The 13,381-nt window shown below is 62.4% G+C and carries 13 protein-coding genes; 3 read left to right on the top strand and 10 right to left on the bottom strand.

All coding sequences use genetic code 11. The features are described from left to right. Positions 1-7: 7 nt before the first annotated feature. The 3 genes from zwf to pgl are packed head-to-tail and all read left to right on the top strand — an operon-like array spanning position 8 to position 3,310. Positions 8-1,564, top strand: coding sequence for a glucose-6-phosphate dehydrogenase (gene zwf, locus JOE60_RS09070; protein ID WP_167266695.1), 1,557 nt, complete (start codon positions 8-10; stop codon positions 1,562-1,564). Beyond that, positions 1,561-2,502 carry a glucose-6-phosphate dehydrogenase assembly protein OpcA gene (locus tag JOE60_RS09065; RefSeq protein ID WP_167266700.1) on the top strand — a complete coding sequence of 314 codons (942 nt, stop codon included), beginning with the start codon at positions 1,561-1,563 and terminating at the stop codon, positions 2,500-2,502. The genes zwf and JOE60_RS09065 overlap by 4 nt, the downstream gene beginning before the upstream one ends. After that, positions 2,492-3,310, top strand: a complete 819-nt coding sequence (pgl, locus tag JOE60_RS09060; RefSeq protein WP_167266704.1) for a 6-phosphogluconolactonase — start codon at positions 2,492-2,494, stop codon at positions 3,308-3,310. Before JOE60_RS09065 ends, pgl begins: the two co-directional genes overlap by 11 nt. On the opposite strand, the gene JOE60_RS09055 is transcribed toward pgl, so the two are convergent. The 10 genes from JOE60_RS09055 to uvrC all read right to left on the bottom strand — a co-directional run bounded on the left by JOE60_RS09055 (position 3,263) and on the right by uvrC (position 13,321). Further along, positions 3,263-3,658, bottom strand: a complete 396-nt coding sequence (locus JOE60_RS09055; RefSeq protein ID WP_167266708.1) for an RNA polymerase-binding protein RbpA — start codon at positions 3,656-3,658, stop codon at positions 3,263-3,265. The genes pgl and JOE60_RS09055 overlap by 48 nt on opposite strands. Before the next feature lie 105 nt (positions 3,659-3,763). Further along, positions 3,764-4,021, bottom strand: coding sequence for a preprotein translocase subunit SecG (gene secG, locus JOE60_RS09050; protein WP_017198454.1), 258 nt, complete (start codon positions 4,019-4,021; stop codon positions 3,764-3,766). Positions 4,022-4,057: 36 nt separating this feature from the next. After that, positions 4,058-4,873, bottom strand: a complete 816-nt coding sequence (gene tpiA, locus JOE60_RS09045) for a triose-phosphate isomerase (protein ID WP_167266711.1) — start codon at positions 4,871-4,873, stop codon at positions 4,058-4,060. A 76-nt stretch (positions 4,874-4,949) separates the two neighbouring features. Beyond that, positions 4,950-6,176, bottom strand: a complete 1,227-nt coding sequence (locus JOE60_RS09040; RefSeq protein WP_167266714.1) for a phosphoglycerate kinase — start codon at positions 6,174-6,176, stop codon at positions 4,950-4,952. 9 nt (positions 6,177-6,185) lie between these two features. Next, positions 6,186-7,196: a type I glyceraldehyde-3-phosphate dehydrogenase gene (gene gap, locus JOE60_RS09035; protein WP_167266717.1), complete on the bottom strand. Its 1,011-nt coding sequence runs from the start codon at positions 7,194-7,196 to the stop codon at positions 6,186-6,188. A 271-nt stretch (positions 7,197-7,467) separates the two neighbouring features. Beyond that, positions 7,468-8,091 carry a Fe-Mn family superoxide dismutase gene (locus JOE60_RS09030; RefSeq protein WP_167266719.1) on the bottom strand — a complete coding sequence of 208 codons (624 nt, stop codon included), beginning with the start codon at positions 8,089-8,091 and terminating at the stop codon, positions 7,468-7,470. Between the two features lie 172 nt (positions 8,092-8,263). After that, entirely contained in the window at positions 8,264-9,244 is a 981-nt protein-coding gene (gene whiA / locus JOE60_RS09025; protein WP_018777554.1) for a DNA-binding protein WhiA, read from the bottom strand. A gap of 11 nt (positions 9,245-9,255) precedes the next feature. Then, a complete protein-coding gene (locus JOE60_RS09020; RefSeq protein ID WP_167266722.1) occupies positions 9,256-10,272 on the bottom strand; it encodes a uridine diphosphate-N-acetylglucosamine-binding protein YvcK in 1,017 nt (338 codons plus the stop codon). After that, positions 10,272-11,195 carry an RNase adapter RapZ gene (gene rapZ, locus JOE60_RS09015; RefSeq protein ID WP_167266724.1) on the bottom strand — a complete coding sequence of 308 codons (924 nt, stop codon included), beginning with the start codon at positions 11,193-11,195 and terminating at the stop codon, positions 10,272-10,274. Before rapZ ends, JOE60_RS09020 begins: the two co-directional genes overlap by 1 nt. A 113-nt stretch (positions 11,196-11,308) precedes the next feature. Next, the gene (uvrC, locus tag JOE60_RS09010) at positions 11,309-13,321 is read right to left on the bottom strand and encodes an excinuclease ABC subunit UvrC (protein ID WP_167266728.1); all 2,013 of its coding nucleotides are present in this window, start codon (positions 13,319-13,321) and stop codon (positions 11,309-11,311) included. Positions 13,322-13,381: the final 60 nt, after the last annotated feature.

The following is a 13,381-nucleotide window of genomic DNA, read 5'->3' as shown; positions in this document are numbered from 1 at the left end:
ACCCACCATGCCAGAAACTGAAAACGGCAGGCGGAACACGGGCCTGCGGAACCCCTTGCGGGATCCGCGGGACCGGCGCCTGAACCGCATCGCGGGCCCATCGTCGTTGGTGTTCTTCGGAGTCACCGGCGACCTCGCCCGGAAGAAACTCATGCCCGCGGTCTACGACCTCGCCAACCGTGGCCTGCTACCCCCGAGCTTCGCCTTGGTGGGGTTCGGTCGCCGTGACTGGGACAACGCTGATTTCGCGGCGGAGGTCAAGGAAAACGTCAAGGCGCACGCCCGTACCAAGTTTGACGAGGCTGTGTGGGAGCAACTGGCTTCCGGTATCCGCTTTGTTCGTGGTGAATTCGACGACGACGACGCTTTTGAACGTCTGGGCGAAGTCCTCGCGGAGCTTGACGAAACAAGGGGAACCCGGGGAAACCACGGTTTCTACCTGTCCATACCGCCGAAGGCGTTTGAGCAGGTCTGCCGTCAGCTCTCCAAACACGGTTTGGCTCAGGCCAAGCAGGGCCAGTGGCGCCGCGTGGTTATCGAGAAGCCTTTTGGACATGACCTTGAGTCCGCCCGGCAGCTGAACGACATCGTGGAATCAGTCTTCCCGCCGGATGCTGTATTCAGGATTGACCACTACCTGGGCAAGGAAACAGTCCAGAACATCCTGGCACTGCGATTCGCAAACCAGTTGTTCGAGCCGCTGTGGAACGCCAATTATGTGGACCACGTTCAGATCACCATGGCCGAGGACATCGGCACCGGTGGCCGGGCAGGCTACTACGACGGGGTGGGGGCTGCCCGCGACGTCATCCAGAACCATTTGCTGCAGCTCCTGGCCCTGACGGCCATGGAGGAACCGATCTCCTTCAACGCCGATGACCTCCGCGCTGAAAAAGAAAAAGTCCTCGCCGCCGTCAAACTTCCCGACGATTTGTCCACCCACTCCGCCCGTGGCCAGTTCACCGGCGGATGGCAGGGCGGCGAAGAAGTCCTGGGGTATTTGGACGAGGACGGCATCCCCGCTGATTCCAAAACCGAGACTTTCGCAGCGATCCGGGTGGACATCAACACCCGGCGTTGGAACGGTGTGCCGTTCTACCTGCGCGCCGGCAAGCGGCTGGGGCGGCGCGTCACCGAGATCGCAGTGGTGTTCAAACGGGCACCCAACCTGCTGTTCCGCGATCACGGCGAGGACGATTTCGGCCAGAACGCCGTGGTGATCCGTGTACAGCCCGACGAAGGCGCCACCATCCGTTTGGGATCCAAAGTACCGGGCACCCAGATGGAAGTCCGGGACGTCACCATGGACTTCGGATATGGGCACTCCTTCACCGAATCCAGCCCCGAAGCCTATGAGCGGCTCATTCTGGATGTCCTCCTGGGTGAGCCCCCGCTGTTCCCGCGCCACCAGGAAGTCGAGCTGTCCTGGAAGATCCTGGACCCGTTCGAGGAATACTGGGCCGGACTGGATGAACAACCCCAACCCTACGCGCCGGGAAGCTGGGGACCGGCGTCGGCCGATGACCTGCTCACCCGCGACGGACGAACCTGGAGAAGGCCATGATCGTAGATCTTCCTGATACCACCACCTCCAAAGTCTCCAAGAAGATCATGTCCCTGCGTGAGCAGGGCGGTGTTATCGCCTTGGGGCGCGTGCTGACACTGGTGGTGGTCACCAAGTCCGGCCATGAAGAGGAAGCCATTGAGGCCGCCAATGAGGCCAGCCGGGAGCACCCCTGCCGCATCATTGTCCTGGCCGATGCCGGCTCCGAGGGCCCGGACCGTCTTGATGCCCAGATCCGGGTTGGCGGCGACGCCGGAGCCTCCGAAGTCATCGTCCTGCGGGGCCACGGACACATGGCCCATGAAAGCGAATCGTTGGTAGCGGCGCTGCTGCTCCCGGATGCGCCGATTGTGGCGTGGTGGCCCCATGGTGCGCCGGAGAACGCCTGCGAAACGTCCATTGGCCGCATCGCCCACCGCCGTATCACTGACTCCGCCAACGAACCGGACCCCCGCGTGGCATTGGAGAACATCCGCTCCACGTACAAGGCCGGTGACACTGATCTGGCTTGGACACGCCTCACCAACTGGCGCATGCAACTGGCCGCAGTCTTCGACCAAGTGGACGGCGATCCCGTGTCCGCCGTCGCCGTGGAGGGCGCCTCGGACTCCCCCAGCACCCTGCTGCTTGCAGCATGGTTGAGCCTGTCCCTTCAGGCCCCGGTGACGATCGTGGCAGACCCTGCAGGTACCGGCATCCGCCGCGTACGCCTGACCCGCGCCAGCGGCGACGTCCAACTGTTCCGTCCGGGCCTGTCGGTGGCCGAGCTGACGCAACCGGGACAGCCCGCACAACGCATCACGCTTCCCCGGCGCAGCCTCAAGGATTGCCTCGCTGAAGAACTCCGCCGGTTGGATCCCGACGAAGTCTTTGGCGAAGTGATTACTATGGGACTTCCACTAACCAGCCAGAGGAGAGTCCAGACAAGTGCACGCTGAGCCAAGAGTAAGCATCCACCCAGACTCCAAGGTGCTGATGGCGGCCATTGCGGCACGTCTCATTACCAAGCTGGTGGACGTTCAGGACAAGCACGGCGAGGCCACGGTGGTGTTGACCGGAGGTACGGTGGGCATCGGTACGCTCAAAGCCGTTGCCGATTCCGCTGCAGCTCCGGCTGTTGACTGGTCCCGGGTCAACTTCTGGTGGGGCGACGAGCGCTTTGTAGCCTCCGACAGTGAAGACCGCAATACGGTGCAAGCGCGCCAGGCATTGCTGTCCCACCTGCCGGTTGATCCCGCGAGAGTCCACGAACCCGGTTCAACGGACCAGTTCGCCACCTCCGAGGATGCTGCTGCCGCCTACGCCGAAGAGCTGGCCGCGGCTGCGGAGGCCGAGCACGCTGCTGATGCGTCGGACAACCGACCCGAACAAGCCGGACGGCTGCCCCGGTTCGATGTCCTGTTGCTGGGCGTCGGACCGGACGCACACATCGCGTCCCTTTTCCCGGAGCAAGCCGGCGTCCGTGAAAAGCAGCGCATGGTGGTGGGTGTAGAGAACTCCCCCAAGCCACCGCCGTCGCGTATCTCCTTGACACTTCCTGCCATCAACACCGCCCAGGAAATCTGGATGGTTGTTGCTGGCGAGGACAAAGCAGGCGCCGTGGGCCTTGCCCTGGCAGGCGCCAATCCTGTTCAGGTGCCAGCGTCCGGCCCCGTGGGACGGGCCAGGACCTTGTGGCTTATTGACGAGAATGCAGCGTCACGCGTCCCCCAACAGTTGGTCCGGAAGGACCCCGCGGGCGCGTAGGCGTTCCAACGCTCCAGTCAGGACAATTTCGGCTTCCTGGCTGGAGCGTCTTTCTTTAACGTATTCCAGATGGGATTTGTAGATCTCTTCCCCCGCCTGCCCGGTCCCGGGATTTCCAGGGTCACGCGAGGCCACTTTCCCGCACTTCGGGCAATCCCACGTGGAGGGAATCTGATCGTCGGGAAGTCTCAGGAAAACAAGCTGGGTCTCATGCCCATTGGCGCACCAGAAAGGTACTTTCATGCGCGGCACAGGGTGACCCTGCCCGTGGTCACTGTGGTGCTTCGGAGTGGATCCCTCGGTCACACCAGCGCGGGTGCCCCGAAATCCTGAGGTGCCATGAGCCATTTCGCCAGTCTAGTGCCGCGACCACGGCGGCGGCAGTCCCCAGCGGACGCTGGCACAAAAAAGGGGAGGCTGCCAGCCGGCAGCCTCCCCTTGATGTGCAAACGGTCAGGAATCCCCGCCTGACGTGAAACGCATGATCAGGCCAAGCCCAATAATGACGACGCCCCACGTGATGCCAAGAATAATGGTGAAGCGGTTCAGGTTGCGCTCTGCGACACCTGAGGAACTCAGTCCGGAGCTCATTCCGCCACCAAACATGTCGGACAATCCACCGCCACGGCCCTTATGCAGAAGGATGAGCAGCGTCAGCAGGAGGCTGGTGATGCCCAGCAGGATCTGCAGAATGACTTGAAGAACGTCCACGACGGCCTTTCGAAGAAGCGGAAAACGGGAGCCGGACTAGTCAGTAACGAGGTGGCTCTCGAACCTGACAATGTTAGCAAATTCCTCGGGGTCCAGGCTTGCACCGCCCACCAACAGGCCATCCACGTCGGTTTCAGCCATAATGGCCGCGGCGTTGTTCGCCTTCACGGATCCACCGTAAAGCAAGCGGGTCTTGGCAGAAACAGATTCATCGAAGAGTTCCGTCAAAGCGGAACGGATGGCAGCGCACATCTCCTGTGCATCACCGGGGCCCGCCACTTCGCCTGTTCCAATGGCCCACACGGGTTCGTACGCGATCACCAGTTCGGAAGCTTGCTCGGCCGTGAGACCTTCGACGCCCGCGCGCAGCTGCGCCAGCGTGTGCTCCACGTGCGTACCGGCCTGACGGACTTCGAGTCCTTCACCAACACACAGGACTGGCGTCACGCCGTGGCGGAAGCCTGCCTTGACCTTGGCGTTGAGTACCTCGTCCGATTCCTGGTGAATGGTACGGCGCTCACTGTGGCCCACCAGGACATAAGCGCAGCCAAGCTTGCTGAGGAACTGACCCGAGATATCTCCGGTGTATGCGCCGGAATCAAATTGCGAAAGGTCCTGGCCACCGTACACGACGTCCAAGTCATCGCCCTGCACCAGCGTCTGAACACCACGGAGGTCAGTGAATGGCGGGAAAACGGCGACCTCAACCCGATTGACGTCATGCTTGGCATCGGACAAGGTCCACGCCAGCTTCTGCAGCAAGGTGATGCCCTGGACGTGGTCCATGTTCATCTTCCAGTTTCCTGCGATGAAGGGCTTGCGGACAAAGTTGCCGTTGGCAGAGATGGTCACTTGAACTCCGTAGGAATGCGTAGAAATGTGGAAGGACCGGCAGGGCGTAAGGACGCCCCGCCGGTCTGGATAATGCTTAGCGGTCCAGGACGCTCAGGCCGGGAAGGTCTTTACCCTCGAGGTATTCCAAGCTGGCTCCACCGCCGGTGGAAATGTGGCCGAACTGGGAATCCTCAAAGCCGAGGGTACGGACTGCGGCAGCGGAGTCGCCACCGCCCACTACCGTGAAGGCCTGCGTCTCAGTCAAGGCCTGCGCAATGGCACGGGTTCCGCCGGAGAAAGCGTCGAACTCGAAGACGCCCATGGGTCCGTTCCAGAACACGGTCCGGGCGGCCGCGATCTCCGATGCGAAGGCAGCAGCTGATTCGGGCCCGATGTCCAGGCCTATGCCGGCAGAACCGAAGGAGCTCTGCTCGATGGCATCCGCCTTGACGACCTCGTGGTCGGCATCAGCGGCAAACCGGCTGGCCACCACAACGTCAGTGGGGATCACGAAGGAAGTGCCGGCCGCGGAGGCCCGATCCAAGTAGTCCTGCACCACGGGGATCTGGTCTTCCTCGAGGAGGCTGCCGGCCACCTTGTGACCTTTGGCGGCCAGGAAGGTGAAGAGCATGCCACCGCCCACAAGGATGGTGTCTGCTTTGCCCAGGAGGTTGTCGATGACAGCCAGCTTGTCGGAGACCTTGGAGCCGCCAAGAACCACAACATAAGGGCGCTGGGTGTCTGTGGTGAGCTTCTGCAGCACCTCTACTTCGGTGTGAACCAGGTCGCCGAGGTAGGAAGGCAACCTCGTTGCGACATCGTAGACACTGGCGTGCTTGCGGTGGACCGCGCCAAAGGCATCGTCCACGAACGCGCCGTCGGCACCGGTGAGGGCAACCAGTTCATCCGCAAAGGCACCGCGCTCGGCGTCGTCTTTGCTGGTCTCGCGGGCATCAAAGCGAACGTTTTCCAGAACGAGGACGTGCCCGTCCTGCAGCGACGAGGCAAGCTCCTTGGCGGAGTCACCCACCGTGTCAGCTGCGAGCTGTACAGGGAAGTCCGCAAGTTGTGCGAGGCGTTCCGCAGCAGGCTTCAGCGAGTACTTTTCCTCGGGCGCGCCCTTGGGGCGTCCGAGGTGGGCGGTTACGAGCACACGGGCACCGGCGTCCGAGAGCTTCTTGAGGACCGGGATTGAGGCCTTGATGCGGCCGTCGTCGGTCACTGCAGAGCCGTCGAGCGGCACATTCAGGTCACTTCTAACCAGAATGTACCGCCCGCGGACACCTTCAGCGATGAGTTCGTTGAGGGTGTGAGATGTCATGTGTCTACCCTAGCCCAGCTTGGATGCGACGAGCTCCGTGAGGTCCACGAGGCGGTTGGAGTAACCCCACTCGTTGTCGTACCAGGAAACAACCTTCACCTGGTTGCCAATGACCTTGGTCAGGCCGGAGTCGAAGATGGACGAGGCCGGGTCGCCGACAATGTCCGAGGAGACGATGGGGGCATCCGTGTAGCTGAGGATGCCGGCCCACTGCTCGGACTCTGCAGCGGCCTTCACGGCGGCGTTGACTTCTTCGACGGTGACCTCGCGGGAAACCGTGACCGTGAGGTCGGTGGCGGAACCCGTGGGGACCGGAACGCGGATCGCGTAGCCGTCAAGCTTGCCCTTGAGCTCCGGCAGGACCAGGCCGATTGCCTTGGCTGCACCGGTGGAGGTGGGCACCATGTTGATCGCTGCAGCGCGGGCGCGGCGGAGATCGCCGTGGGGGCCGTCCTGCAGGTTCTGGTCAGCGGTGTAAGCGTGGACCGTGGTCATCAGACCACGCTCGATGCCGAAAGCGTCGTTGACGACCTTGGCCAGCGGGCCGAGGCAGTTGGTGGTGCATGACGCGTTGGAGATGATGTTGTGCGCAGCGGGATCGTAGAGATCGTGGTTGACGCCCATGACGATCGTGATGTCTTCATCGCTGGCCGGAGCCGAGATGAGGACCTTCTTGGCGCCGGCGTCGATGTGCTTCTGTGCTGCAGCTGCCTTGGTGAAGAAGCCCGTGGACTCGATGACGATGTCCACGCCGAGCTCGCCCCACGGCAGGTTGGCGGGATCGCGTTCTGCGAGGACCTTGATGGACTTGCCGTCAACGACGAGGTTTCCCTCAACAACTTCCACGGTCTGTGCAAGGCGTCCACCGACGGAGTCGTACTTCAGGAGGTGGGCAAGCGTCTCCGGGCTGGTGAGATCGTTGACTGCCACGATCTCGAGGTCTGCGCCCTGGGCCAGTGCTGCGCGGAAGTAGTTACGGCCGATGCGGCCGAAGCCGTTGATACCAATACGGGTGGTCACTATGTGTCAATCTCCTTGGTGCTCTTGCAAGCACGCCTAGTGAGTCGGATAAAAAATTCCAACTAACAGACCCCGCACGTCTTTGGGCAGAGGTGATTATCAGATCGGAGGGCGACCAGCCACGTTGCTGAAGGCTAACCGCCTTCCGTGATCCATCTTACGTTTAACCAAGCCTGCCCCCGCAACTGCGGAGGCAGGCATTTTGGCTTTTGGGGCACAATTCACGCTAAAAGTGACTTTTGTTACATCCGCGTGAACCTGACCTCACCTGCTAGAGGACGATGAGGCCCGTTGCGTTGGTGCGTGCGGCTTCAAAGCGCTTGGCGACGTCGGCCCAGTTGGCGATGTTCCAGAAGGCCTTGACGTAGTCAGCCTTGACGTTGACGTAGTCCAGGTAGAAGGCGTGCTCCCACATGTCCAGCATCAGCAGCGGCGTGGTGCCGACTGCTACGTTGCCCTGCTGATCGTAGAGCTGCTCGATGAGCAGGTTTCCACCAATGGGTTCGTAGGCAAGGAAAGCCCAGCCCGAACCCTGCAGGCCCAGCGCCGCAGCGCTGAACTGCGAACGGAACGCATCAAAGGAACCGAAAGCGTCATCGATTGCCGCAGCCAGTTCACCTTCGGGCTTGTCGCCACCATCCGGGGAGATGTTGTTCCAGAAAACAGAGTGGTTGATGTGGCCACCGGTGTGGAACGCAAGGTCCTTGGAAAGGCGGTTGATGTTGGCGAAATCGCCCTTTTCGCGCGCATCAGCGAGCTGGGAGAGAGCGTTGTTGGCACCTGCAACATAGGCAGCGTGGTGCTTGCTGTGGTGCAGCTCCATGATCTTCGCCGAAATGTGCGGCTCGAGGGCCGCATAGTCGTAGCCAAGCTCCGGCAAAACGTACTCTGTCACGAAATCCTCCAATGTTATGGACTCACGTCCGGTTTGGTAACTCGTTGTGTTCATCCGGCCGGCGGACCGGCCGGAAATCTTTGGGGACGAAGTTTCTTTGCCCTCCACCGGTGACAACCCGGACAAGCAGCGCAGTATTTCCTTCGCCCTTTTCCGATTCTATGGGCGGCTGTTATTCGTCCATCATTTCCGGAGTCACATTTGCCTCAGTACCCGGTATGCCCAAGTCCAGGGCACGTTTGTCCGCCATGGCGAGCAGCCTGCGGATCCGACCCGCGATGGCGTCCTTGGTCATGGGGGGATCAGCCAAGCGGCCCAACTCATCCAGGCTCGCCTGTTTGTGGGCCACGCGGAGCTCGCCGGCATACTTCAGGTGGTCCGGGACGTCGTCGCCCAGAATCTCCAGTGCGCGGTCCACCCTGGCCCCTGCTGCTACTGCAGCCTGGGCGGAACGGCGGAGATTGGCATCATCGAAGTTGGCCAACCTGTTGGCAGTGGCCCTGACTTCCTTGCGCATCCGGCGTTCTTCCCACACCATCAAAGCATCGTGGGCGCCCATCCGGGTCAGGAGGGCCGCAATGGTGTCGCCATCACGGATGACCACACGGTCCACTCCACGGACTTCCCTGGCCTTGGCCTGGATGCCCAGCCGACGTGCGGCGCCCACCAGTGCCAGCGCCGATTCGGGGCCAGGGCAGGTGACCTCCAGCGAAGAGGACCGGCCAGGCTCCGTCAGCGATCCATGGGCCAGGAAAGCCCCGCGCCACACGGCCTCAGCGTCGGCAGCAGAACCGTTGACCACAACAGAGGGCAGGCCCCGCACGGGACGGCCACGTCCATCAAGCAATCCTGTCTGGCGGGCCAGTGCTTCGCCGTCGCGGACCACGCGGACAACGTATCGGCTCCCCCGCCTCAGGCCTCCACCGGAGACCACAATGATCTCACTCTGGTGTCCATAGACCTCCGCGATGGCTGCCCGCAGGCGCCGGGCCGTGGAGGCCAGGTCCACTTCGGCTTCAATTACAATGCGGCCGGAGATGATGTGCAAGCCGCCCGCAAAGCGCAGCATTGCCGAAACCTCAGCCTTCCTGACCGAGGATTTCTTGATGTCCAGCCGGGACAGTTCGTCCTTGACCGACGCAGTAAGTGCCATCGTGTGTGTTCCTAACCGTTCCCGAAAATATCGTGGTACGCCGCCGCGAGCAGCAAGGGATCATGGACGGGGCGCCGCCTCGAAGCCCCTACTCTACCCAACACCACTTCCGCGCCGAGCATCCCGGCGGCCTTCTCGAAGGCCTTGAGATCCTGAACGGCCGCGGGGTCCGCCAAGACAACATCAACACTGAACTCAGGAGCATACCTGCGGAGAACATCGAGGTGATCGGCAGCCGTCATGCCCGATGTTTCCTTGGTTTCCACGTCGAGGTTCATGGTCAAGCACCGCTTGGCGGCCGTATCGCCCAGTGCCTGCCGGAGCTCCGGAAGCAACAGGTGCGGCAGCACTGACGTGTACCAGGACCCCGGGCCAAGAATGACCCAGTCCGCCAACTCAATGGCCGTCAACGCTTCAGTGCAGGCAGGAGCTCCCTCAGGAAGGAGCGTGACGTCCTCAAGCTTCCCTGCCACGGCGCATTTCGCCTGCCCGCGGACGGTCTGAAGTTCAGATCCTCCGCCGGGAAGCCCAACCCGGGCCTGGCCTTCAATGGTCAACGGCACGCTGGACATGGGCAGTACCTGTCCACGGGCCCCCAGGAGCGCGCCTGCCCACTTGAGCCCGGCAACCGTATCCCCGAGCAGTTCCCACAAAGTGACAATCAGCAGATTGCCCATGGCGTGGTTGTCCAGCGAGCCGCCCTTTGCCGAGCCGGCATCGAAGCGGTGCTGCATGACGTCGCGCCAGGTGCGGCCCCAGTCGGTGTCATCGCACAGGGCGCTGAGCGCCATTCGCAGGTCACCGGGCGGAAGGACGCCGTACTCGTCACGGAGACGCCCGGAGGACCCGCCGTCGTCCGCTACCGTAACGATCGCCGTCAGCTCGGAGGTGAGCAACCGCAGGGCCGACAAGGAAGCAGCCAAGCCGTGGCCGCCGCCCAACGCCACTACTGAGGGACTTTTCTTCTGTTGGCTGCCCGGAACACCTTTCGGCGGTATCAGCGGCAGCGGACCTGTGAGGACTCCCACTACTCGCGCCCGAGGTCGCGGTGCGCTGTGGTGACCGTAACGCGAGGGTACTGCGCCAGCCGTTTGGACAGCTCCATGGCGACTGCCACCGAGCGGTGCTTGCCCCCCGTGCAGCCGACAGCCAGGGTGGCGTAGTGCTTGTTTTCCTGCCGGTAGCCATCCAGCACCGGCTCCAGTGCAGCCACGTACCGGTCCACGAACTCATGAACGCCGGCAGCGCCCAGCACGTAATCGCTGACGTCCTGGTCGAGGCCCGTGTGGGGCCTGAGCTGCGGGACCCAGTGGGGATTGGGGATGAACCGGGCATCGGCCACAAAGTTCGCGTCCACCGGAAGGCCATATTTGAATCCGAAGCTCATCACGTTGAGCCGGAGCGTCACGGGGCCGGTATCGCTGAAAAGCTCAGTGATGGCGGTTGCGAGCCCGTGGACGTTGAAATCGGTGGTGTCCAGAACGACGTCGGCGTGTTCCCGGAGCTCACGCAGAACCTCGCGCTCAACACCGATTCCGTCCAGGATCCGCCCGCCGCCCTGCAACGGGTGGGGCCTGCGGCCTTGCTCAAAGCGGCGGACCAGCACTTCGTCGCTGGCGTCCAGGAACAGCACCCTGAAGGTGATGCCTGTGGCGCTGAGTGCGCCCAAGGCGGTCTGGATGTCGGTGAAAAGATCCTTGCTCCGGACGTCCACCACAACTGCGAGTTTGGGGATCGACTTGGGGGCGTGGGAGACGATCTCAGCCAGAGTGCCCAGCATTTGCGGCGGCAGGTTGTCCACCACGTACCAGCCATGGTCCTCCAGGGCGTCGGAAGCCGTACTTCGCCCGGCACCGGACATCCCGGTAACCACCAGCAGCTCCGCTTCCGGCGGCTTGACGGGTGTGAGGCCGTCCTGCGTCGCACCGGAACCGGTGGTTGCCTCATCCATCTGTAGTCCCCGTTTCATCCGAAGGTTTGGTCCTCAGCACGTACCACCTGACGCGGCGGAACGTTCCTTGGCCGGCGAGCATCAACTGCCACCGGGCCAGATTCTTACACTAGCTAAGATTCAAGGATTTCGCCGGTGGTCATGTTGATTGCCGGCGCAACCTCGTCACTGGCCGTGGAGCCCAAATGCTGGACCACGGCTGCCGCCAAGGACGGGCCGATTCCCTTGGCCTCGGTCAGTTCCTCCACACTTGCGGCACGGATCTTCTTGAGGGAGCCAAAGTGCGACACCAGTGCTTTCCGCTTGGCCTCACCCAGGCCCGGAACGCCATCCAATACCGAGACGGTCATCGCTTTGCCGCGCTTCTGCCGGTGGAACGTGATGGCAAAGCGGTGGGCTTCGTCGCGGATCCGCTGAAGCAGGTAGAGCCCTTGCGAAGTCCTGGGGAGAATGACCGGGAAGTCACTGTCCGGCAGCCACACTTCCTCGAGGCGCTTTGCCAGGCCAACGACGTAGACGTCGTCAATGCCCAGATCGGCCAGGGCGCGGGCTGCGGCATTGACCTGCGGCTGGCCGCCGTCCACTACCACCAGGTTGGGTGGATAGGCGAACCTGGCCTTCGGTGCCGGCATAGTGGGGTCCGACGGCGTATCCTGCGTAGCGCTGCCACCACCGGCCCGCGTCGGGTTGACTATTTCGCCCGAAACCACCGGGACCTGGGCCACTTTGTCGGCCAGGTAATGCCGGAACCTGCGGGTCAGGACATCGTGCATTGCAGCGGTATCGTCCGCGGCAGCAGCTCCTGTGATGGAGAACTTCCGGTAATCAGCCTTCTTCGGCAGTCCGTCCTCCACCACCACCATGGAAGCCACAACATTGGTCCCCTGGACGTGCGAAATGTCATAGCACTCAATGCGCAGGAGGGGCACGGGGATATCCAAAGCCTCCTGGAGCTCCTGGAGGGCCAGGGAGCGGACGGTGATATCCCCCGCACGCCTGGTCTTGTGCAGCTTCAACGCCTGCTCTGCATTCTCCCGCACAGTGGACATCAGTGCGGCTTTATCCCCACGATGGGGAACCCTGATGTCAACCCGGGCGCCACGCAGTCCCCCAAGCCACTCCGCCAACTCGGAGTGGTTGCTGGGGATTTCCGGGACCAGGACCTCGCGGGGCAGCCGCCCCTGGACCTCGCTGTCCTCCCCATACACCTGCTGCAGCAGATGCTCGATCATCTCCGGGGTGGTGGCGTCCTCCACCTTTTCCACAACCCAGCCACGTTGACCACGGACCCGGCCGCCACGGACGTGGAACACCTGCACGGAAGCTTCAAGTTCGTCGTCGTGCAGGGCAAAGATATCCGCGTCCGTGTCTTCGGCAAGAACAACCGCATTGCGCTCAAAGACCTTGCGCAGGGCGATGATGTCGTCGCGAAGACCTGCTGCGCGTTCATAGTCAAGATCGGCGACCGCAGCGGCCATGTCTTTTTCAAGGCGTCCAATGAAGCGCTTCGCTTCACCACCCATGAACGCACAAAAGTCGTCAGCCAGGACACGGTGTTCGTCCGGTGTCACCCTCCCCACACAAGGGGCCGAACACTTGTCGATGTACCCCAGCAAACAAGGTCGTCCGCTGGACTGCGCGCGCTTGAAGACACCGGGACTGCAGCTGCGGACCGGGAACACGCGGAGAAGGGTGTCCATGGTTTCGCGGATGGCGCCGGCAGTGTAGGGGCCAAAGTACTTGGTTCCCTTCCTGCGTTCTCCACGCATGACCTGCACGCGTGGGTACTTTTCCCCGAGCGTGACAGCCAGGTAGGGGTAGGTTTTGTCGTCACGGAAAACCACGTTGAACCGGGGCTTGAATTCCTTGATCCAGGTGTATTCAAGCTGCAGGGACTCGAGCTCGCTGCCTACGACGGTCCACTCCACACTGCTGGCCGCATGGACCATTGCGTGTGTTTTGGGAAGCAATCCGGCGGGATTGGCAAAGTACGAATTCAACCGGGAACGGAGGTTCTTTGCCTTGCCCACGTAGATGACCCGGCCATGGGGGTCGCGGAAACGGTAGACGCCAGGGGTGGTTGGAATTTCACCCGTTTGGGGTCGGTAACTTGCTGGATCTGCCACGCTTCCAGTCTAGTGAACCGGACCGACACCTTATGCCACGGGGCTGTGCTTTCCACGGCG

Origin of the sequence: Paenarthrobacter ilicis, from assembly GCF_016907545.1 — a bacterium.
GTDB classification, from domain to species: domain Bacteria; phylum Actinomycetota; class Actinomycetes; order Actinomycetales; family Micrococcaceae; genus Arthrobacter; species Arthrobacter ilicis.
Note: the sequence above shows the minus strand (reverse complement) of the source record. Positions and strands in the feature narration are given on the sequence as shown.